The following is a 20720-nucleotide window of genomic DNA, read 5'->3' as shown; positions in this document are numbered from 1 at the left end:
TCATCCCCGTCGGGACCGTAGGAGGGGTATGGCAGAGCTCGAAGAGAGCGTCGAGGAGTTCCTCGACGACGCCGACTACGTGGTATCGGAGTACGAACAGGGCTACATGGACGCCGACGCGGCGCTCTCGGTGCTGGAGGGGCACGTCGACGACCTCCGCGAGGAGTTCCAGGGGTAGGTAGCAAGCGTTATGCGCGGGCGGGCCGCGCACCAACCCATGACGGAGTTCTCACGGCGAGTCGAGGACGTGTCGATCAGCGGCATCCGCGAGGTGTTCGAGGCCGCGGGCGAGGAGGCGATCAACCTCGGGCTCGGCCAGCCCGACTTCCCGACGCCCGAGCACGCCCGCCGGGCCGCGATCGACGCGATCGAATCGGGCGCCGTCGACGGCTACACCTCGAACAAGGGGACCCGCGAGCTCCGGGAGGCCATCAGCGAGAAGTACGACCGGGACTACTCGCTCGCGGTCGATCCCGAGGACGTCATCGCCACCTCCGGAGGCAGCGAGGCGCTGCATCTGGCGATCGAGGCCCACGTCGACCCCGGTCAGGAGGTGCTCTTTCCGGACCCTGGGTTCGTCTCCTACGACGCGCTGACCCGAATCGCGGGCGGGACCCCGAACCCCCTCGAACTGCGCGAGGACCTCACGCTCGATCCAGAAACCGTCGAGGCGGCGATCACCGACGACACCGTCGCCTTCGTCGTCAACAGCCCCGCCAATCCGACGGGAGCCGTCCAGAGCGAGGAGGACATGCGCGAGTTCGCCCGGATCGCGGACGCTAACGACGTGCTCTGTATCTCCGACGAGGTCTACGAGCACATCGTCTTCGAGGGGAAGCACCGCTCGCCGATGGAGTTCGCCGAGACGGACAACGTCGTCGTCGTGAGCGCCTGCTCGAAGAGCTACTCGATGACCGGCTGGCGGCTGGGCTGGATCGCCGGGAGCAATCGGAGAATCGAGCGCATGCTCCGGGTTCACCAGTACGCACAAGCCTGTGCGAGCGCGCCCGCCCAGTACGCCGCCGAGGCCGCCCTCTCGGGCCCCCAGGACCCCGTCGAGGAGATGGTCGCGGCCTTCGAGGAGCGCCGGGACCTCGTGCTCGACGGACTGGCCGACATGGGTCTCGAGACCCCCACGCCCCAGGGGGCGTTCTACGCGATGCCGGAGGTGCCCGAGGGCTGGGTCGAGGAGGTCGTCGACCGGGGCGTCGTCGTCGTTCCCGGCGAGGCCTTCGGCGAGAACGGGGCGGGCTACGCGCGCCTCTCGTATGCGACGGGCACCGAGGAACTGGAGGAGGCCCTCGGGATCATGCGCGAGGCGACGCGGGCGGTGCGCTGACCTACAGCGGCTCCTCGCCCTCGACGATCCGCCGTGCTCGCTCGGCCAGCGCGGGAACGCGCTCCTCCATCTTCGGGTACATCGGGTCGTCGGAGTTGCCCTCCAGATAGCGCCGGAAGAACATCTCGCCCAGCGCGGCGAGCTTGTAGACCGCGAGCGCCCGGTAGAACCGTTCGTCCTCGAACTCGATCCCCGTCGCCTCCTCGTAGCGCGCGACCAGTTCGCGCCGAGTGGGATACCCCTCCCGCTCCATGAACCGTGAGGTGAGCTCCGGGACGGCGGGCTCGGGGTCCTTCGGGTCGCGCCAGTACGACAGCATCCAGCCCAGATCCGCAAGCGGATCGCCCAGGGTGCTCATCTCCCAGTCGAGGACCGCCACCAGGTTCGGCGGCGTCCCGGGTGCGAACACCACGTTGTCGAGCTTGTAGTCGCCGTGGACCAGCGTGTGGGGATGCGACTCCGGACGATTGGCCTCGAGCCAGTCGCCGACCTTTCCCAGTGTCGGCACCGCCCGCTCCTCGCTCGTGACCTGCGAGGCCCACTCGATCTGTTTCCCCCAGCGCTCGACCTGCCGGTCGGTGTAGCCTGCGGGCCGGCCGAACTCCCCCAACCCCACCGCCTCGGGCTCGACCCCGTGGATGGCGACCAGCGAGTCGACGAGCTCGTGACCGACCGCCTCCCGATGGTTCGCGAACCGCTCGGGCTCGCTCTCGCGCAGGACGTCGCCCTCGACGCGCGCCATCACGTAGAAGTCGCTGCCGATCACGTCGTGGTCCTCGCAGGCCAACAGGGTGTCGGGAAGCGGGACGTCCGTCCCCTGCAGCGCGTCCATCACCCTGTACTCGCGGAGCACGTCGTGGGCGGTGTCGGCGGTCTCGCCCGGCGGCGGGCGACGGATCACTAACTCCTTTTCGCCCCACGTCACGAACAGCGTCTCGTTGGAGTGACCTTCCTGATGATGGGAGACCGAGTAGCGCTCTGCAGGGCCGAGCTCGCCCTCGAGATAGCTGGCCAGGGTCTCCTCGTCGACGAGGCGCTCGAAGTACGTCTCGCTCGTATCGGTCATGGGATGCGATAGTTCGCCGTCGTATGAATAGCTATGGGACGCTGTTACCGATCTGTGTCGAATCGGGGGAATACTTTTACACTGTATCCCCGATTCCCCCGTATGGAGTACGACGACACGGAACGTGCGACCGAGTTCGCCGCCCGGACCCGCGAGTTCGTCGCCGAGGAAGTGATCCCGGTCGAACGGGAGGTCTTGGGCACCGGTCCCGTCTCCGAGGAGCGGGTCGAATCGCTCCGCGAGGCCGCCCGCGAGCGCGGGCTGTACGCGCCGCACTTACCTGAGAAATACGGCGGGCAGGGCCTGAGCTACCGCGATATGTTACCCGTTTTCGAGGCCGCAGGGAGAAGCCTGCTGGGACCGGCCGCCCTCCGGGTCGAGGCACCCGACGAGGGCAACATGCACACCCTCGAACTGGTCGGTACCGAGGAGCAGAAGGAGGAGTGGCTCGAGCCGCTCGCCGCGGGCGAGATACGGTCGGGCTTCTCGATGACCGAACCCATTCAGGGAGGTGGGTCCGATCCGAAGATGCTCGAAACCGAGGCCGAGAAGCAGGGCGACGAGTGGGTCCTCGACGGACACAAGTGGTGGACCACGCAGGGATCGGAGGCCGACGTGTTGATCGTGATGGCCCGAACGGATCACGAGGCCCACCCCTACGCGGGCTGCTCGCTGTTCCTCGTCCCCAGCGATGCCGACGGGGTGGAGATCGTCCGGGAGATCCCCCACATGGGCGGCGAACTCACGGGAACGGGTCACGCCGAGATCCGCTACGACGACGTCCAGATCCCCGAAGAGAACCTGCTCGGGGAGCGCGACGAGGGGTTCACCCACGCCCAGGAACGACTGGGGCCCGCCCGCCTGACCCATTGCATGCGCTACTCGGGGATGGCAGAACGCGCGCTCGACGTCGCGAAGGCCTACATCAGCGAGCGCGAGGCCTTCGGCGAGCCGATCGCCGAGAAGCAGGCCCCCCGCTTTACGATCGCCGAGGCCGAGATCGACCTCCACGCCGCGCGGACGATGGTGCGCCACGCCGCCCGCGGGATCGACTCGGGCCGCGAGGTCCGGATCCCGGTCGCGATGGCGAAGGTGTTCGCCGCCAACACCGTCCAGGAAGTGATCGACGACTGCATCCAGCTCTGTGGGGGCAACGGGATCGGCAAGGACCTCCCGCTTGCGGACTTCTACGAGAACGTCCGCCAGTTCCGGATCATCGACGGCGCCGACGAGGTCCACAAGCGCGTGATCGCCCGCGAGGCCTTCGAGGACGTCGACCCCTCGGAGATCGAGGCGATCACCCGCTACGGGGAGTAGGCCGTCGGGGTCGCCGCGGCACGAACCCTTATTATCAATGGACGAAAATAGACGATTAGAATTATCAATGGTAACTACAGCGCGGAGCGAGGGACGGCGATGAGCGGGCGGTTCGGCATCGAGGGCACCGCGATCGTCACGGGGGCGTCGAGCGGGATCGGGCGCGCGATCGCCGAACGGTTCGCCGAGGCCGGGGCGAGCGTGGTCGTCTGCTCGCGCGAGCAGGGGAACGTCGACCCGGTCGCCGAGGGGATCCGGGACGCGGGCGGCGAGGCACTGGCGGTCGAGTGCGACGTCACCGACCGGGAGGCCGTCGAGGCGCTGATCGAGTCATGCGTCGAGGAGTTTGGGACGGTCGACTGTCTCGTCAACAACGCGGGCGCGAGCTTCATGGCGGGCTTCGACGACATCAGCGAGAACGGCTGGCGGACCATCGTCGACATCAACCTCACCGGGACCTACAACTGCACGCAGGCGGCCGGCGAGCAGCTCAAGGAGGGCGGCGGGACGGTGATCAATCTGGCGAGCGTCGCGGGCCAGCGCGGCTCGCCGTACATGAGCCACTACGGCGCGGCCAAGGCGGGGATCATCAACCTCACGACGACGCTGTCGGCCGAGTGGGCCGACGACGACGTCAGAGTCAACTGCATCGCGCCGGGGTTCGTCGCGACGCCCGGCGTCGAGTCCCAGATGGGAGTCAGCGCGGAGAACATCGATCGGGAGGAAGTCGACCGGCGGATCGGGCTCTCCGAGGAGATCGCCGATATCGCGCAGTTCCTCGCGAGCCCCGCCTCCTCCTACATCGTCGGCGAGACGATCACCGCCGGCGGGATCCCGCGCGTTGAAGACGGCGAAGTTTGATCAGGCGATCAACGATCAGCTGATCGAGTAGCCGCCGTCGAGCACGAGGCCGTGTCCGGTGACGTAGCTCGCCTCGTCGCTCGCGAGGTAGGCGATCGCGTCGGCGACTTCTCCCGGTTTCCCGAGCCGTTTCAGCGGGTACTGGGCGACCATCCGCTCCTTCGCCCTCTCGGGGTCGTCGTGGCCCTCGAAGAATCCCTCGCCCAGCGCCGTCTCGATGAACCCCGGGCAGACCGCGTTCGCGCGCACGCCGTAGGGGCCCGCCTCGGCGGCCACGGTCCGGGTGAAGTTCAGCACCGCGCCCTTCGTGAGGGTGTAGGCCGCCTGCTTCGGCAGGGCGATCATCCCGCCCAGCGAGGCGACGTTGACGATCGCGCCGGATTCCCGGGCTTTCATCACCGGTAGCGCCGCCCGACAGCCGTACCAGACCCCCTTGCAGTTGACGTCGATCACCCGCTCGAGCGTCGAGAGCTCGGTCTCCTCGACCGACGCCGCCTCGTGGCCGATCCCGGCGTTGTTCACCAGCACGTCGAGCCCGCGGTCGGCCGCGACGCTCTCGACTACCCTCTCGAACCCATCGGGATCGGTCACGTCCAGCTCGCGGAACTCCGCGCTCGAACCCCCGTCCTCGATCAGGTCGACCGTCCCCTCGCCGCCCTCGCTGTCGACGTCCGTGATGACCACGTGCGCCCCCTCCCCCGCGAGGCGCCGGGCGGTCGCACGCCCGATACCGGCGCCCGCCCCGGTCACCAGCGCCGTTCGGTCCTCGAACCGCGGCCCGCGTGTCGTCCCTGCCATCGTTACCACGGGGTACGATACGCTGCCGTATAAATACCGATGTTCGGATTGAGGATCTTCAGAGATAACGGTGATAACCATCGGCGGTGGAGTTAAGACGGTCGTGGTCGGACGGGGAGTATGACGATCGAAGACATCGATCGCGTCGCGGTGCTCGGCGCGGGCAACATGGGCCACGGGATCACGGAGGTCGTCGCGCTCGCGGGCTACGACGTGACGATGCGCGACGTCAAGGTGCAGTTCGTCGAGGACGGCTACGGCTCGATCGAGTGGAGCCTCGAGAAGCTCGCCGAGAAGGGCCGCATCGAGGAGGAGCCCGAAACGGTGCTCGGGCGGATCGACATCGAGGTCGACCTCGAAGCCGCCGTCGCCGAGGCCGACCTCGTCGTCGAGGCCGCCCCCGAGCGCATGGAGCTCAAGCGGGAGATCTTCTCCGACCTCGACGAGTACACCCCCGAGGGGGCGATCCTCGCCTCGAACACCTCCTCGCTGTCGATCACCGAGATCGCCGAGGCGACCGACCGCCCCGGGCAGGTCGTCGGAACGCATTTCTTCAACCCGCCGGTGAAGATGGACCTCGTCGAGGTCATCTATGGGGCGGAGACGACCGACGAGACGGCCGAGACGGCCCACGAGTTCGTCGAGTCGATCGGCAAGACCCCGATCTACGTCCGGAAGGACGTCAACGGCTTCGTCGTCAACAGCGTCCTCGGTCCCTTCGGCGACGAGGCCGGCTGGATGGTCAGCGAGGGGCTCTACGACGTCCGCGAGGTCGACGCCGCGATGGTCTTTCGGAGGAACTACCCGATGGGGCCGTTCGAGCTGGGCGACCTCACCGGGATCGACATCGGCTATCACGTCCGCAAGGAGGCCGGCAAGGAGGTCCCGCCGATCACCGAGGAGAAGGTCGAGGCCGAGGAGCTCGGCCGGAAGACGGGGAAGGGCTACTACGACTACGAGGACAGAGAGGCGTCGGAGACGCCTCAGGCAGACGGCGAAGCCGTCGACGGCGACGGCCCCGACTACGAGCGCGGCCAGGGCGAGGACGTCGACACGCTGCGCATCGAGGCCCGGATGATCAACGAAGCCGCGAAGCTCATCGGGAACGACGTCGCGATCGCCGAGGCGATCGATACTGGACTGCGGCTCGGCGCGGGCTTTCCCGAAGGCCCCTGCCGGCGGGCCGACAAGCTCGGGCTCGATGAAGTGCTAGAAAAGCTCGAGACGCTCCACGAGGAGTACGGCGCCGAGCGTTACGAGCCCAGCGAGCACCTCCGGGAGCTCGTCGAGTCGGGCCGGACCGGCGAGGACGCGGGTGCCGGCTTCTTCGAGTACGGATCGGACGCCGAGCGCGACTACACGACCCTGAACCACACCCTCGAGGACGGCCTGCTCGCGATCGAGCTCGACCGGCCCGAACGACTGAACGCACTGAACGAGGACCTGATGGACGAAGTCGTCCACCTGCTGAACGCGGCCGACCTCGAGGAGGTCCGGGCGGTCACCCTCGAGGGTGCGGGCGACCGGGCGTTCTGTGCCGGCGCGGACGTCTCGGGCTTCGCGGGGACCGAGCCCCACGAGAAGGGGGTGACGGAGGTCTTCACGACCGTCGCGGAGTTCCCGCGGCCGACGCTGGCGAAGGTCGACGGCTACTGTCTGGGCGGCGGGCTCGAACTGGCGCTGGCCTGCGACCTGCGGGTCGCCACCGAAAACTCGGCCTTCGGTTTCCCCGAGATCGACCTCGGATTGATCCCGGGCGGCGGGGGCACCCAGCGCGCCATGCGGATGCTCACCGACGCCCGCGCGAAGGAGCTGGTCTTCCGTGGGGAGCATATCGACGCAGAGCGCGCCGAGGACTGGGGACTGATCAACCGTGCGGTCCCGAGAAGCGAGTTCGAGGAGGTCGCCGACGAGTTCGTCTCGGACCTCACGAACGGCCCGCCGATCGCGCTGCGGAAGGCAAAGCGGGTGATGGACGAGGGCCGCGACGGGGACCTCGACGCGGGCCTCGAGCTCGAGGCCCAGGCGTTCGGGCTCCTCCTGGGGACGGAGGACGTCGCCGAGGGGACCGCGGCGTTCTCCGAGGACCGCGAGCCGGAGTTCCGGGGGGAGTGATGGCGGCGCTCGGGGTCGACGCATGACCCGCTTCGAGGAGATCGAGGTCGGCGCGACCCTCGAGACGGCCGGGCGGACGGTCACCGGGGCCGACGTGGCGAACTTCGCGGGGGTGAGCGGCGACTTCAACGACCTCCATACGGACGCCGAACGGATGGCCGAATCGGGCTTCGGCGGGCGTATCGCCCACGGCGCGCTCGTCTTCTCGATCTCCACCGGCCTCCTCTGGCAGGCCCGCAGACGGCCCTCCCACGTGGTCGCGTTCTACGGGATCGACTGCCTGCGGTTCGTCGCGCCGGTGTTCCTGGGCGATACCGTCTCGGCGACGAGCGAGGTCGTGGGGAAGGAGCCCCGCGAGTACCCGACGGCAAACGGGGTCGTCCGCCGCGAGGTCACCGTCTCGAACCAAGCGGGGGAGACGGTGCTGTCGTATGAGATGCTGACCCTCGTCGAGTGATCGCGGCGATCACTCGTCGTGTTTCGAGAGATCGTTCAGCAGCTCGGGATCGGTGCGGAACTTGAGCACGTTGTGGATCACCGAGTTGCGGATGTTCTCGATCACCGCGCCGTGTTCCTTGTAGAACTCGTGGATCCAGTGCGACTCCGACTGGCGGTCGGGGAACATCATCACCGACTTCCACTGGTACTCACCATCGGAAAGGAAGTAAAAGAGGGTGTGCTGGTCGTCGCGGATGTACTCCATCGCGTCGCGCCAGCCCTCCTCGAAGTTCTCGGGGTTGAACTTGAACTCGAAGAGCCCGAAGATGAAGTACTCCTCGTTGGGGACGATCGTCTCGCGGAAGACGCCCTCCTCGCGCATCTTGCGGATCGACTCGCTGACGGTGACGTGGGAGACGTCGATCCCGTACTCCTCGTCGAGGATCTCGGTGAGCTTTCGCGAGGAGATCTGTGGGTTCGCCGACAGCTCGCGCAGGATGACGATGTCGCGGTCCTTGAACTCCCAGTCGGGGGGGCTTTCGGCCATTTCGTGGGGGGTTTCTCGTCTCGCGTACTGGTCCTTTCGATTATGACAGCTGATCGGCGATGATGTTCTTCTGGATCTCGCTCGTCCCCTCGTAGATCTTGGTGATCCGGGCGTCCCGGTAGTAGCGCTCGGCGGCGTGGTCGGTGACGTAGCCCGCCCCGCCGTGGACCTGGATCGACTCGTCGGCCACCTCGACCGAGCGCTCGCTGGCGAACAGCTTGGCCATGCTCGCGAACTTCATCGCCGTCCGCTGGTCGCCCGTCTCGACCTCGCTCGCCGCCCGATAGGTCAGCGAGCGGGCCGCCTCGACGTCGGTCGCCATCTCCGCGAGCTTGTGCTCGATCGCCTGGAACTCGTCGATCGTCCGGCCGAACTGCTCGCGCTCGCCCGCGTACTCCAGGGCCGCCTCGAGCGCGCCCGCCGCCGCGCCGACCGCCTGGGCGGCGACGTTGACCCGCCCGCCGGCGAAGAACTCCATTAGCTGGTAGAACCCCTCGTTCTCCTCGCCGATGACGTTCTCCGCGGGCACGCGCACGTCGTCGAGCCGCAGCTCCCCGAGGTCCGAGGCCCGGATGCCGAGCTTGTTGTCGATCTTCTCCGCGGAGAACCCCTCCGCGTCGGTCGGGACCAGCAGGGCGCTGATCCCCCGTTTCCCGGCGTCGGGGTCGGTCTTGGCCATCACGACGACCACGTCGGCGACCGTCCCGTTCGTGATCCAGGTCTTGTTGCCGTTGAGCACCCACTCCTCGCCGTCGCGTTCCGCGCGCGTCTCGATGCCCGCGACGTTCGACCCGTGGGCGGGCTCGGAGATGGCGCTCGCACACGCCGACTCGCCGCCCGCGATCCGGGGGAGCCACTCCTCCTTCATCCGGTCGTCGCCGAACTCGAGGATCATCTTCGAGCCGAAGCCCCTGGAGCCGATCGCGCTCCCGATCCCCGGGTCGGCTCTCCAGAGCTCCTCGGTGACGATCGCGCTCGAGAGTGCGTCCATCCCCGGCCCGCCGTACTCCGTGGGGATGTTCGGCGCGACCAGGTCGTAGCGGGCGGCCTGCTCGATCAGGTCGCGGGGGTACTCCCCGCTCTCGTCGTGCTCGCGTGCCGCCGGAGCGATCTCCTCCTCCCCGAACTCCCGCACCGCGTCCCGGATCGCTCGGTGCTCGTCCGAGAGTCTGAATGCCATGACGACGAATCGAATTTCAATGTAAAATAGTTTTGGACCAGACTACACCGACGTTAATCGGTTCGCCGTCGTGGACGCCCTCGTTTAAGGGGCGGGCGTTCGTGGGGTGGGTATGCACGCCATCGCGCTCGGCAACGAGGAGTTCGAGGGTCGCAACAACGCCTACCTCCTCGAGGGCGAGTCCCTCACCCTGCTGGACACGGGGATCGCGACCGATCGGACCCGCGAGCAGCTCCGCGAGGGGCTCGCCGAGTACGGCCACGGGTTCGCCGACGTCGAGCGGGTCGTCCTCACCCACTTCCATCCCGACCACGCGGGCCTCGCCGGCGAGATCCAGCGGGCGGGCGGCGCGACGGTCCACGCCCACTCGGCCGACGCGCCGCTGATCGAGCAGGACGAGGACGCGCTCGCCGAACTCGACGCGCGTCGCCGTGAGCTCTTCGCCGGGTGGGGGATGCCCGAGACGGAGCGCGAGGAGCTGCTCTCCTTTCTCGACGCCCACACGGGGAGCATGGGCGAGCCCGCCGAGGTGACCCCGATCGAGGACGGCGACCGGATCGCGGCCGGCGAGTTCGAGCTGGAGACGATCCACACACCGGGCCACGCCGCCGGGCTCTGCTGTTTCGCCTTCGAGGGCGGGAACGAGCGACGCGAGGCGTTCGTCGGCGACGCGATCTTACCCGTTTACACGCCGAACGTCGGCGGGGCGGACGTCCGGGTCGAGGCCCCCCTCGAGAACTACCTCGACTCGCTTCGCGAGCTGATCGACCGCGGCTTCGACCGGGCGTGGCCGGGCCACCGCGACCCGATCGACGCGCCCGCCGAGCGCGCCCGCTACATCGTCGACCACCACCGCGAGCGCACCGAGCGCGTCCTCGAGGTGCTTCGCGAGGGGCCCGCGGACGCCTGGACGGTCAGCGCCGAGCTGTTCGGCGACCTCGAGGGGATCCACGTCATGCACGGCCCCGGCGAGGCCTACGCACACCTCGACCACCTCGAGCGGGCGGGTCACGTCGAGCGCCGCGAGGGGGAGTACGTCCTCGCCGAGGAGCCCGACCTCGAGACGCTGATCCTGCCGGCCTGAACCGACCTCTGACCGACCGCTCAGCGGCCCTCGAACGCGGGATCGCGGCCCTCGAGGAACGCCTCGACGCCCTCCTCGTGGTCGGCGCTCTCGAAGACGACCCCCTGGGCGACCGCCTCGTCGGTCATCGCGCGGTCGATCGACTTCCCGAGGCCCTCGCCGAGCAGCCGTTTGGCGTGGCGAAGCGCCACCGTCGGGCCCGCGGCGATCCGCTCGACGATCGCGTCGGCGCGCTCGTCGAACTCGCCCTCGGGGAAGACGTGGTTGAACAGCCCGAGTTCGCCCGCGCGCTCGGCGTCGAGGATCTCGCCGGTGAAGACGAGCTCCTTTGCGACGTTCTCGCCGACGACCCGCGGGAGGAGATAGGAGGTGCCGGCGTCGACGCTCAGGCCCACGTTCCGGAAGACGAAGCCCATGCTCGCCCGGTCGCTCGCGAGCTGGAGGTCACAGGCCAGCGCGAGGTTCGCGCCCGCGCCCACGGCGGGCCCGTCGACCTTCGCGACGGTCGGCAGCGAGAACGTGACCAGCCGGGCGAGCGTCTCGCTGGTCGTGCGTTCGAGCTCGCGCACCCGCTGGTCGATCGGGGCGTCGCCCTCGATCCCCTCGCGCATCGCGGCGATGTCCCCGCCCGCCGAGAAGGCGCCGCCGGCTCCCTCGACGACGAGACAGCGTCCCTCGCGCTCCTCGACCGTCGCGAGCGCCTCGCGGAGCCCGTCGCTCACCTCGCGCGAGAGGGCGTTCCTCCGGTCGGGGCGGTCGATCGTGACCGTCGCCACCCCGTCGTCGAGCGCCAGTCGAACGGCGTCGTTGTCGGTCATTCGGCCTCGACCTCCTCCTCCCCCTCGCGGAGCTTGAACTTCTGGACCTTGCCGGTCGTGGTGCGGGGCAGCTCCTCGACGAACTCCACCTCGCGGGGGTGTTTGTACTCCGCGAGGTTCGACAGACAGTACTCCTTGATCCCCTCGGGATCCACCTCGGCGTCGGGCGTCGGCACGACGTAGGCCTTGACGGTCTCGCCCCGGCGTTCGTCGGGGATGCCGACCACGGCGGCGTCGGCCACGTCCTCGTGTTCGAACAGCAGCTCCTCGACCTCGCGCGGGTAGACGTTGTACCCCCCGGTGACGATCATGTGTTTCTCGCGGTCGACGACGTAGTAGAAGCCGTCCTCGTCGTGGTAGCCCACGTCACCGGTGTGGAACCACTTTCTACCACTCTCCTCGGTGAAGGCCGCCTCGTTGGCCTCGGGCAGGCCGTAATACCCCTTCATCACGTTCGGCCCCGCGATGACCACCTCGCCGGTGATCTCGTCGAGGTCGACCTCCCCCTCGTCGACGGGCCCGCGCTCGACGGGCGGGACGTCCTCGAAGCCGTCGGTGACGATCCGTGACTCGATCCCCGGTAGGGTCCGGCCGATCGAACCGACCCGCCGATCGTTCGGGCTGTTGAAGTGGGTGACCGGTGCGGTCTCGGTCAGCCCGTAGCCCTCACAGACGGTCACGTCGTAGAGCTCCTCGAAGCGCCGCAGCACCTCGATCGGGATACCCGATCCGCCCACCCCCGCGAGCCGCAGCGAGGAGAGGTCGAACTCCTCGGCGTCGGGCTGGTTGATCACGTCGTTGTACATCGCGGGCACGCCGTGCATCAGGGTGAGCTCCTCCTCGGCGATCAGCGAGGTCGCCTCCCCCGCGTCCCAGGAGGGAAGCGGGTAGAACGCCCCGCCGTCGAACAGCGTCGCGTTCATCGTCACCGTCATCCCGTAGATGTGAAACAGCGGCAGGACACCCAGCTGCTTGTCGTCGGCCCCGATCCCCCCGGGGACGACCGAGGCCGACGCCTCGGCGTTCGACGCGAGGTTCTCGTGGGTGAGCTGGACCCCCTTGGGCTGGCCGGTCGTCCCCGAGGTGTACGGCTGGACCGCGTCGTCGTCGTCGGCCCGGTCGACGACGTCGAGCTCGTCGCCGGCGAGGAACCCCTCGAAGGGGGTCGCACCCTCCGCGCTATCGCCGACGCTGACGACCTCCGCGACGTCGGTCCCCTCTTTGACCTCGTCGACGAACGGGACCAGATCCGAGAGCGCGACGACCGCCTTCGCCCCGCTGTCCGACAGCAGATGGCCGATCTCGCGGGCCTTGTACTGGGGGTTCATCGGGACGACCACGCCGCCGGCCCTGAGGGTGCCGTGGAAGGCGACGAGGAACTGCGGGAGGTTCGGCAGGTAGATCGCCACCCGGTCGTCCGCACCGATCCCCCGCTCGTCGAGCGCGGCCGCGAACCGGCCCACCTGCGCCCAGAACTCCCCGTAGGTGATCTCCCGGCCCTCGTACCCGATCGCCGTCCGATCCGGTCCCGCCTCGACGACCGACGCCACCTGGCTGACAAGATTTGCCATGTTCGACCCTCACAATGACCCTCGCCGCCAAAAAGATTCCCACTGTCCTTTCCATAGTTGCCCTATTCGGAGAGAAGACCTACCACTGATTACATCCGGGCCCGCGCCGCGTTATGGGTTACACTGCCGGCGGGAACGCGAACGGGGACCCAGAACTATGTGACTCCGATCCGATACGCCGTACATGGCTTTCGCACGCCACGGGGAGGGGGCACGCGGGGATCTCTCGGCGCTTCTCTCGCAGGTCCATCCCGTGTTCATGCTGCCGCCGGTCGCCGCCTCGTGGTTCGGGAGCATGCTCGCCGGCGAGTTCTCGCTCGCGCTCGGTGCCGTCCACATGGTCGCGATCTTCGCCGCCGTCTACACCGCCCACGTCAAGGACGGCTACGTCGATTTCTATCTCAGGAGCGAGGACGACGACCACCCGCTCTCGGAGGCGGGCTGTAAGCGCGCGCTTGCGGGCTCGACGACCCTGTTCTTCGCCTGTCTCGTCGGCCTGTGGTATCTCGTCGACGCCTGGGCTGCGCTTCTCACGCTGCCGACGTGGCTGATCGCCTACCACCACGCCCCACAGCTCGACACCAACCCGATCACGGCGACGACGGGCTACCCGGCGGGGATCGCGCTGGCGATCCTCGGGGGATTTTACGTGCAGACGGGCACGCTGGCACCGGTCGCGATCGCCTTCGCGCTGGTCTTCCTCGTCCTCCTCTCGGGCGTGAAGGTCATCGACGACGAGCAGGACCACGACTACGACAGCTCGATCGAGAAGCGGACGGTGGCGGTGGTCATCGGCCCCGAGCGCGCCCGAACCGCGGCCTACGGGCTGATGGCGCTGGCGCTCGCGCTCGTCGTCGGCTTCGTCCTCCTGCGGGTGTTCCCCCCCGAGACGACCCTCGCGGTCGTCGCGTTCGGCGCGGTCGCCGCGGTCTCGCGGCGTGCGGACTCGGAGATCGCGACCATGCTCCTGGTCCGGGGGGCGTACGTCTTCCTCGCGCTGCTGCTCGCGGCGGTCTGGTTCCGGCCGCTGTAGCCGGCCCGGGTCTTTAATCCGGTCCCGTTCGAACCCCGGCACATGGCAGACGACACCGCCCGCACGACGGCGCTCGAGACCGACATCGTCTCGCGGACCGCCGAGGACTCGGACGTCCCCGAGGAGGAGCTGAGGGACGCGCTCGAACTGCTCGATGCCGACCTGAAGGGCCGGCATTCGGAGTTCGAGCACAACACCTACGTCACCGTCGAGGAGCGGCGCGCCTACGCGATCGACCCCGAGGAGTGGGACTCGCTGTTCGAGCCCTACGATCTCGACGGGTCGGTCGAAAACGCCGCCCGACGGGCCCACGAGCGCCAGGCCGAGGCGCTGTTCGTCGCGGGCGAGGGCGACAGCGATTCCTTGGGTGATGCCTCCGGCGTCGTCGCGGGTATCGACACCGCAGAGCAGTTCGACTGAGTCAGCGAAACAGCGCGCCGGGGCCCGCGGGCTCGACGTCCGCGGTCCGACAGAGGTCCCACAGCGTCGCCCCGTTACTCGTTATCACTGGTACCCCCAGCTCGTTCTCCACGGACTCGACGGCCGATAGCGTGGGGTAGTTCGTACAGGAGACGAAGACCGCGTCGACGGCGGGGTCGACGCTTGCGACCTGCTCGGCGGCGTCCTCGGGTGTCAGCGCCCCGATCTCCGTGTTGTCCTCGATCCCGAGCCCCGAGATCGAGCCCACCTCGTAGCCCGCGTGTTCGAGATACTCGCACTCGCGGGCGTTCAGCTCCTCGTTGTAGGGCGTACGGACGGCGACACGCTCGGCCCCGAGCTCCTCCAGGGCGCGGTCGACCGACAGCGCCGTCGCGACCGCCGGGCCGTCGATCGCCGCCGAGAGCTCCTCCTCCAGCTCCTCGTCGAACCCGGGGCCGTGCAGCAGGCTGCCGGTCGTGCAGGCGTAGGCGACCGCGTGTACGTCGGCGTGCGAGAGCAACTCGGCGCACTCGACGACCCGGTCGCTCATCGAATCGAGCGCCTCCGCGGTCACGGACTCCAGCGGCATTCGGCTGGTATGAACCGAGACGCCTTCCGGAGCGTATCTCGGAAACTCCCGCTCGACGGCGGTGTTCGAGGAGGGAACGACGACGCCGAGGCGACGCCACTCGCTCATTCGCCCACCCCGTTCTCGCGGTCGCGCTCGGTCAGTTCGGGGTCGCGGTTCTCGAGGTCGCCGTGGCCACCGCCGCCGGGCGTCTTCACGGTGATCAGCGCCCCGGCGGGGACGTCACGGGTCGTCTTCGCCGACACGAGCTCCCCGTCTATCAGGTTCTCGCCCGGCTTGCCGTCCTCGCCGCCCGCGACCCCGCGGGGGCCGTAGCGTCGGCGCTCGGTCAGCAGGGAGACGGTCGCGGGCTCCGCGAGGCGCACCGAGCGCACGAGCCCGAGGCCGCCCCGGTGGCGCCCGCGCCCGCCGCTCCCCTCCCGCAGCGAGTACTCCTCGACACGCATCGGATATTCGGTTTCGAGGGACTCGATGGGCGTGTTGAGCGTGTTCGTCATGCCCACTTGGACGCCGTCCATGCCGTCTTTGTCCGCCCGGGCCCCGAACCCGCCGCCGATCGTCTCGTAGTAGGCGAACTCCCCGTTTCTGCCGCCGACCGTCAGGTTGTTCATCGTCCCCTGGCCCTGTGCGGGCACCCGGTCGGGTGCGGCCTTCGCCAGCGCGAGGAAGACGGTGTCGGTGACCCGCTGGCTCGTCTCGACGTTTCCGCCGACGACCGCCGCCGGGGGTCGCGGGTTCAACAGCGAGCCCTCGGGCGCGCTCACCGAGACGGGCTCGTAACAGCCGTGGTTCGGCGGGATCTCGGGGTCAGTCACGCAGCGCACGACGAAGTAGACCGCGCTCTTCGCCACCGAGAGCGGCGCGTTGACGTTGCCCGGGACCTGCTTCGAACTCCCCTCGAAGTCCACGTCGATCGACTCGCCCTCGACGGTGACCGTCGCCGCGATCGGGATCTCCTCCTCGGTGATCCCGTCGCCCTCCAGCACGTCGGTCGCCTCGTAGGTGCCGTCGGGCAGCTCGGCGATCTCCGCCTCGATCCGCTCTCTGGAGTAGTCGATCACGGCGTCGAACCCCTCCTCGACGACCCCTCGGCCGTGTTCGGAGAAGAGGTCCTCCAACCTGTCCTCGGCGCGGTCGTTTGCCGCGAGCTGGGCGCGCAGGTCCGCGCGGCGCTCGCCCGCGTTCCGGACGTTCGCGAGCAGGATCTCCATCACGTCGTCGTTGGTCTCCCCGCCCGCTTGGAGCCGAACCGCCGGCAGTCGCAGCCCCTCCTCGTAGATCTCGCGGGCCCCCGCGGGCATGCTCCCCGGGGTCGAGCCGCCGACGTCGGCGTGGTGCGCCCTGGAGACGGCGTAGCCGACGATCTCCTCGCTCACGGTCAGCGGCGAGACCATCGTGATGTCCGGGAGGTGCGTCCCGCCCGCGAAGGGGTCGTTCAACACGAAGACGTCGCCCGGCCGTGGGTCCTTCTCCCGGACCGTCTCGACGGCCTCGGGCATCGCGCCCAGGTGGACGGGGATGTGTTCTGCCTGCGCGACCATCCGCCCCTCCCGGTCGAACAGCGCGGTCGAGCAGTCGCGGCGTTCCTTGATGTTCGGGGAGTAGGCGCCCGTGATGAGGACCTGTCCCATCTCCTCGGCGATGCTTTCGAGCTGGTTTCTGAGTATCTCCAGTGTTATCGCGTCCATCAGTCCTGCCTCCGTGCGGTGAGCGTTCCGTCCGTCTCGACCGTCCCGACCCACTCGGGGGGCAGGACGGTCGTGCTTTCGGCCTGTTCGAGCACCGCGGGCCCCGCGACCCGCTCGCCGGGCGCGAGGCGATCGCGGTCGTAGACCGTCGCCTCTCGGCGACCCCCGCCGGGGAAGTACGCCTCGCGCTCGCCGACGACGGGGTCGCCCGCGCCCTCGTAGGCGACCCGCGGGGCCTCGCGGGGCACCGTCGCCGTTGCCCGGAGGTTGACGAGTTCGACGGCCTCGTTCATCCGATAGCCATAGGCCTGGTTATGAGCCGCGTGGAACCGCTCCTCGAGCGCCGCGGGGTCGAACTCGCTCAGGGGGACGGTGATCTCGAAGCTCTGGCCGACGTACCGCAGGTCGGCCGCCCGCTCGACCGCGGGCTCGCCGGTAGCGGTCTCCTCGCGGACCCGTTCCTCGAGCTCCGCGTACACCGATTCGACCGCCTCGATGTCGGCCTCCCCGAGAGGGGATCGGTAGGTCCTGACGGCGTCGTGCTTCTCGTCGGCCGCGAGCAGGCCGAAGGCCGAAAGCACGCCCGCGGGCCGGGGGACGACCACCCGCTCGATGTCGAGCGACTCGGCGAGCGAGACGGCGTGCATCGGGCCCGCGCCGCCGAAGGCGACGAGCCCGAACCCGCGGGGGTCGTAGCCCCGTTCGACCGTGACGGCCCGCACCGCGCGGGCCATGTTCGCGTTCGCGACCCGGTAGACGCCGCGGGCCGCTTCCAGCGCGCCGTCGAGATCGGCCTCCTCGGCCAGTCTCGCGAGCGCAGCGTGGGCGGCCTCGACGTCGAGCGTCATCTCGCCGCCCAGCGCCGTCTCGGGACCGATATACCCCAGAACGACGTTCGCGTCGGTGACGGTCGTCCGCTCGCCGCCCTTGCCGTAGCAGGCGGGGCCGGGCTCGGCGCCCGCCGAGCGCGGGCCGACCCGCAGGGCTCCTCCAGAGTCGACCCAGGCGATCGAGCCGCCGCCGGCCCCCACGGTGTTGACGTCGACCATCGGGGTCCCGATGGGGATGCCGTCGATCTCGGCGTCGGTCGTGCGTTCGATCTCGCCCTCGCGGACGAGGCTCACGTCGCTCGAGGTCCCCCCCATGTCGAACGTCACGAGCCCCTCCTCGCTTTCGACGGTGGCCCCCGCACCGACGACGCCCGCCGCCGGCCCCGAGAGGGTCGTGGTGACGGCGTGCTCCCGTACCGTTTCGGCCTCGGCGGTTCCGCCGTTGGACTGCATGATCCGAGGTATGGGAACGCCCGCCTCCGTGGCGCGTTCCGCGAGCCGCCCGACGTAGGAGTCGATTGCGGGCGTCACGTAGGCGTCGACCGCCGTCGTCGAGCTCCGCTCGAACTCGCGGAACTCCGCGAGCACCTCGCTCGAGGTCGAGACCGGTACGTCCAGCTCCTCGCGCAGGAGTTCGGCGACGCGGCGCTCGTTGTCGGCGTGGGCGTAGGCGTGCAGCAGGCAGACCGCGACGCTCTCGACCTCGCCGTCGAGCTCGCGCGCCAGATCACGGACCGCGCCCTCGTCGACCCGCTCCTCGATCCCCTCGGGGGTGGCGCGCTCGTCGAGCTCGTAGCGCCGTTTCCGGGGAACGAGCGGCGCGGGTTTCTCGGCGTCCAGGTCGTAGAGGTCGGGCCGGGCCTGTCGGCCGATCTCGAGGACGTCGCGGAACCCGTCGGTGGTCACGAGCGCCGTCTTCGCACCGTTCCGTTCGAGCAGGGCGTTGACCGAGACGGTCATCGCGTGGCTGAAGGCGTCGACCTCTCCGGGAGCGATTCCCGCCTCCTCGCAGGCCTTCTCGATGCCGGCCATCACGCCGACGCTCTGATCCTCGGTGCTCGGTACCTTCGCCGTCGTGAGGTCGCCGTCGGTATAGAGCGCCACGTCGGTGAACGTGCCGCCGACGTCGACCCCGATGTGTGTGTATCTCGTTGTCATAGCAGCAGGACGTCGTAGAGCGTCTGTAGCCCGATGCCGATCACGACGAGCGTCACGATCGCCCCCAGGGCGTTCTGTAGGGTGGAGTTGGTGTGCTCGCCGAGCAACGCGTCGTTGTTCATCGCGTAGATGAGGAACATCGCCAGGATCGGCAGGAGGATCCCGTTCGCGACCTGCGCGAAGACGATCACCTGAACGGGGTCGTAGCCGAGCCCCGAGAACACCGTCCCCGTGCCGAGGATCGTGATCCAGATCGCGCGAAACCGCGTCGAGGTGAGGTCGCGCTCCCAGCCGAGCGCCCCGGCGGTGGCATAGGCACCCGCGAGCGGCGCGCTCATCGCGCTGGTGAAGCCCGCAGCGAAGAGGCCGACCGCGAAGAAGGACAGCGCCCAGCCCCCGAAGACGGGTTCGAGCTGGGCGGCCATCGCGCCGACGTCGCCGATCTCGGTGCCGGCCGGGAACACCGCGGCGGCGGTGACGACGATCGAGAGGGTGATCGCGCCGCCGAAGACCACCGATGCGATCGTGTCGGTGCGACATTCGGCGAGCTCCGCGGGCCCGTCCCAGCGCTCTTGGACGGTGCTCGCGTGCAGGAAGAGGTTGTACCCTACCACGGTGGTCCCGATCAGCCCGGCGATCAGGTAGGCCGAGCCCGCCGGGATCGTCGGGACGAACCCGCCGCCGAGCGCGCCCAGATCGGGCCGGACGAGGATCGCGTTCGCGACGAACGCCAACCCCATGACGATCACCAGCCCGACGAAGGTGCGCTCGATCAGCTTGTAGTTCCCCGTCCAGAGCAGCGCCGCCGCGACGACCCCGATCAGCGGCCCCCAGACGTTCGCGCCGACGCCGGTGATCGTCGCCAGCCCGGCCGCGCCACCGACGATGTTCCCCGTTTGAAAGGCCGCGGTGCCGACGCCGATCGCGCTCACGACGAGCACGACGCTCGCGGTCTTCGCGGCGGGGTTGTCGAACTCCGCGCGCAGCGCCTCGCCGAGCCCCTCCCGGGAAACGAGCCCGAGCCGCGCGCTCATCTCCTGGAGGACGATCGTCGCCACCACCGAGAAGACGATCGTCCAGACGAGCACGTAGGCGTACTCCGCCCCGATGACGCTCGCGGTCGTTACCGTCCCGGGGCCGACGAACGCCGCCGCCACGATCGCTCCCGGCCCGATCGCCCGCAGCCGATCCATCAGTGCCATCCGTTCTCACCCATGCTATGGCACTACGAACCCAGCCACGGGGTATGAAGCTTGTTGAGAGACGTTCATACGCGTTCCATCATCCGTATGAACCGATCACTCGTCCAGTTCTTCGCTCAGCAGTGCCTTCGCGACCCCCTCCTCGATCGCCAGTTCGAAGGGGAGCTCGGCCGTCGAGCGCTCGATGAAGCGCAGCATGAACCGTTTCGTGGGTTCGGAGGGGAAGACGACGTGATAGGCACCGTTTTCGACCCCGCGAACGGTGAGGAAGCCACACAGTGAGAGCCACTCGAGGACCTCGCCCAGCTCGGAGAACCGCTCGGCGTACTCCGCGGCGTGGAAGTCCGCGACCCGGTCCGCCGCGGTCCGAAATTCGGGGTCGGGCTCGCCCTCGCGGTAGACGTGATCGAGAAAGCAGTGCAGGAAGTCGACGTCGAGCAGGACGTGCTCGCCCGTCGAGAGCAGGCGGTGGTACTGCTGGAGGTCGGCGCTCACGTCCGTTTCTGCGGCCTCGAAGTTCGCGGCGTAGAAGGTCAGCGCCCGACGGATCACGGCGCTCTGGCCCCCGCCGGTCTCGGAGAGCAGGGCTTCAAGGGCAGCCCGCGAGTCATCGTCGAGCGATACGGTCACACGATCTGTCATACCCGTCCGCAGGGCGGCCATCCG

General features: G+C 68.9%; 20 protein-coding genes. 9 read left to right on the top strand and 11 right to left on the bottom strand.

What is annotated here, in order from left to right; translation table 11 throughout:
• Positions 1–28 precede the first annotated feature (28 nt).
• Positions 29–178 (top strand): hypothetical protein, encoded by a 150-nt coding sequence (locus WOA58_RS05470; RefSeq protein WP_340603164.1) that lies wholly within the window; start codon positions 29–31, stop codon positions 176–178.
• 39 nt (positions 179–217) lie between these two features.
• Positions 218–1339 carry a pyridoxal phosphate-dependent aminotransferase gene (locus WOA58_RS05465; protein WP_340603163.1) on the top strand — a complete coding sequence of 374 codons (1122 nt, stop codon included), beginning with the start codon at positions 218–220 and terminating at the stop codon, positions 1337–1339.
• A 1-nt stretch (position 1340) separates the two neighbouring features.
• On the opposite strand, the gene WOA58_RS05460 is transcribed toward WOA58_RS05465, so the two are convergent.
• Positions 1341–2405: a phosphotransferase family protein gene (locus tag WOA58_RS05460; RefSeq protein WP_340603162.1), complete on the bottom strand. Its 1065-nt coding sequence runs from the start codon at positions 2403–2405 to the stop codon at positions 1341–1343.
• Positions 2406–2507: 102 nt separating this feature from the next.
• On the opposite strand from WOA58_RS05460, the gene WOA58_RS05455 reads away from it, so the two are divergent.
• Both WOA58_RS05455 and WOA58_RS05450 read left to right on the top strand, forming a co-directional pair.
• Positions 2508–3722 carry an acyl-CoA dehydrogenase family protein gene (locus WOA58_RS05455; RefSeq protein ID WP_340603161.1) on the top strand — a complete coding sequence of 405 codons (1215 nt, stop codon included), beginning with the start codon at positions 2508–2510 and terminating at the stop codon, positions 3720–3722.
• 99 nt (positions 3723–3821) lie between these two features.
• Complete coding sequence (locus WOA58_RS05450; RefSeq protein WP_340603160.1) at positions 3822–4583, top strand: SDR family NAD(P)-dependent oxidoreductase; 762 nt, start codon at positions 3822–3824, stop codon at positions 4581–4583.
• A 15-nt stretch (positions 4584–4598) separates the two neighbouring features.
• Here WOA58_RS05450 and WOA58_RS05445 read toward each other — a convergent pair whose 3' ends face one another.
• Positions 4599–5381 carry an SDR family NAD(P)-dependent oxidoreductase gene (locus WOA58_RS05445; protein WP_340603159.1) on the bottom strand — a complete coding sequence of 261 codons (783 nt, stop codon included), beginning with the start codon at positions 5379–5381 and terminating at the stop codon, positions 4599–4601.
• A gap of 120 nt (positions 5382–5501) precedes the next feature.
• On the opposite strand from WOA58_RS05445, the gene WOA58_RS05440 reads away from it, so the two are divergent.
• Both WOA58_RS05440 and WOA58_RS05435 read left to right on the top strand, forming a co-directional pair.
• Positions 5502–7496 carry a 3-hydroxyacyl-CoA dehydrogenase/enoyl-CoA hydratase family protein gene (locus WOA58_RS05440; RefSeq protein WP_340603158.1) on the top strand — a complete coding sequence of 665 codons (1995 nt, stop codon included), beginning with the start codon at positions 5502–5504 and terminating at the stop codon, positions 7494–7496.
• A gap of 22 nt (positions 7497–7518) precedes the next feature.
• The gene (locus WOA58_RS05435) at positions 7519–7953 is read left to right on the top strand and encodes a MaoC/PaaZ C-terminal domain-containing protein (protein ID WP_340603157.1); all 435 of its coding nucleotides are present in this window, start codon (positions 7519–7521) and stop codon (positions 7951–7953) included.
• Positions 7954–7962: 9 nt separating this feature from the next.
• Here WOA58_RS05435 and WOA58_RS05430 read toward each other — a convergent pair whose 3' ends face one another.
• On the bottom strand, positions 7963–8481 hold the full coding sequence (locus tag WOA58_RS05430) for an Lrp/AsnC family transcriptional regulator (RefSeq protein WP_340603156.1): 519 nt from the start codon (positions 8479–8481) through the stop codon (positions 7963–7965).
• A gap of 40 nt (positions 8482–8521) precedes the next feature.
• Positions 8522–9661, bottom strand: a complete 1140-nt coding sequence (locus WOA58_RS05425) for an acyl-CoA dehydrogenase family protein (protein ID WP_340603155.1) — start codon at positions 9659–9661, stop codon at positions 8522–8524.
• Between the two features lie 112 nt (positions 9662–9773).
• Here WOA58_RS05425 and WOA58_RS05420 point away from each other — a divergent pair, with 112 nt between their 5' ends.
• Positions 9774–10745: an MBL fold metallo-hydrolase gene (locus WOA58_RS05420; protein WP_340603154.1), complete on the top strand. Its 972-nt coding sequence runs from the start codon at positions 9774–9776 to the stop codon at positions 10743–10745.
• A 20-nt stretch (positions 10746–10765) separates the two neighbouring features.
• Here the strand turns inward: WOA58_RS05420 and WOA58_RS05415 are convergent, their stop codons facing one another.
• Together WOA58_RS05415 and WOA58_RS05410 are read right to left on the bottom strand one after the other, a co-directional pair.
• Positions 10766–11563, bottom strand: a complete 798-nt coding sequence (locus WOA58_RS05415; protein WP_340603153.1) for an enoyl-CoA hydratase-related protein — start codon at positions 11561–11563, stop codon at positions 10766–10768.
• Positions 11560–13134, bottom strand: coding sequence for a class I adenylate-forming enzyme family protein (locus tag WOA58_RS05410; protein WP_340603152.1), 1575 nt, complete (start codon positions 13132–13134; stop codon positions 11560–11562). The genes WOA58_RS05415 and WOA58_RS05410 overlap by 4 nt, the downstream gene beginning before the upstream one ends.
• 184 nt (positions 13135–13318) lie before the next feature.
• Between WOA58_RS05410 and WOA58_RS05405 the strand changes: the two genes are divergently transcribed.
• Together WOA58_RS05405 and WOA58_RS05400 are read left to right on the top strand one after the other, a co-directional pair.
• Complete coding sequence (locus WOA58_RS05405; protein WP_340603151.1) at positions 13319–14167, top strand: UbiA family prenyltransferase; 849 nt, start codon at positions 13319–13321, stop codon at positions 14165–14167.
• Positions 14168–14209: 42 nt separating this feature from the next.
• The gene (locus WOA58_RS05400; RefSeq protein WP_340603150.1) at positions 14210–14587 is read left to right on the top strand and encodes a hypothetical protein; all 378 of its coding nucleotides are present in this window, start codon (positions 14210–14212) and stop codon (positions 14585–14587) included.
• 1 nt (position 14588) lies between these two features.
• Here the strand turns inward: WOA58_RS05400 and WOA58_RS05395 are convergent, their stop codons facing one another.
• The 5 genes from WOA58_RS05395 to WOA58_RS05375 all read right to left on the bottom strand — a co-directional run bounded on the left by WOA58_RS05395 (position 14589) and on the right by WOA58_RS05375 (position 20696).
• A complete protein-coding gene (locus WOA58_RS05395; protein WP_340603149.1) occupies positions 14589–15284 on the bottom strand; it encodes a maleate cis-trans isomerase family protein in 696 nt (231 codons plus the stop codon).
• Positions 15281–16864 carry a hydantoinase B/oxoprolinase family protein gene (locus WOA58_RS05390; RefSeq protein WP_340603148.1) on the bottom strand — a complete coding sequence of 528 codons (1584 nt, stop codon included), beginning with the start codon at positions 16862–16864 and terminating at the stop codon, positions 15281–15283. The genes WOA58_RS05395 and WOA58_RS05390 overlap by 4 nt, the downstream gene beginning before the upstream one ends.
• Entirely contained in the window at positions 16864–18852 is a 1989-nt protein-coding gene (locus WOA58_RS05385) for a hydantoinase/oxoprolinase family protein (RefSeq protein WP_340603147.1), read from the bottom strand. The genes WOA58_RS05390 and WOA58_RS05385 overlap by 1 nt, the downstream gene beginning before the upstream one ends.
• The gene (locus WOA58_RS05380; RefSeq protein WP_340603146.1) at positions 18849–20054 is read right to left on the bottom strand and encodes an Nramp family divalent metal transporter; all 1206 of its coding nucleotides are present in this window, start codon (positions 20052–20054) and stop codon (positions 18849–18851) included. Before WOA58_RS05380 ends, WOA58_RS05385 begins: the two co-directional genes overlap by 4 nt.
• A gap of 96 nt (positions 20055–20150) precedes the next feature.
• Positions 20151–20696, bottom strand: a complete 546-nt coding sequence (locus WOA58_RS05375) for a ribbon-helix-helix protein, CopG family (protein WP_340603145.1) — start codon at positions 20694–20696, stop codon at positions 20151–20153.
• Positions 20697–20720 lie beyond the last annotated feature (24 nt).

It is taken from the genome of Halalkalicoccus tibetensis, assembly GCF_037996645.1.
GTDB lineage: Archaea > Halobacteriota > Halobacteria > Halobacteriales > Halalkalicoccaceae > Halalkalicoccus > Halalkalicoccus tibetensis.
Note: the sequence above shows the minus strand (reverse complement) of the source record. Positions and strands in the feature narration are given on the sequence as shown.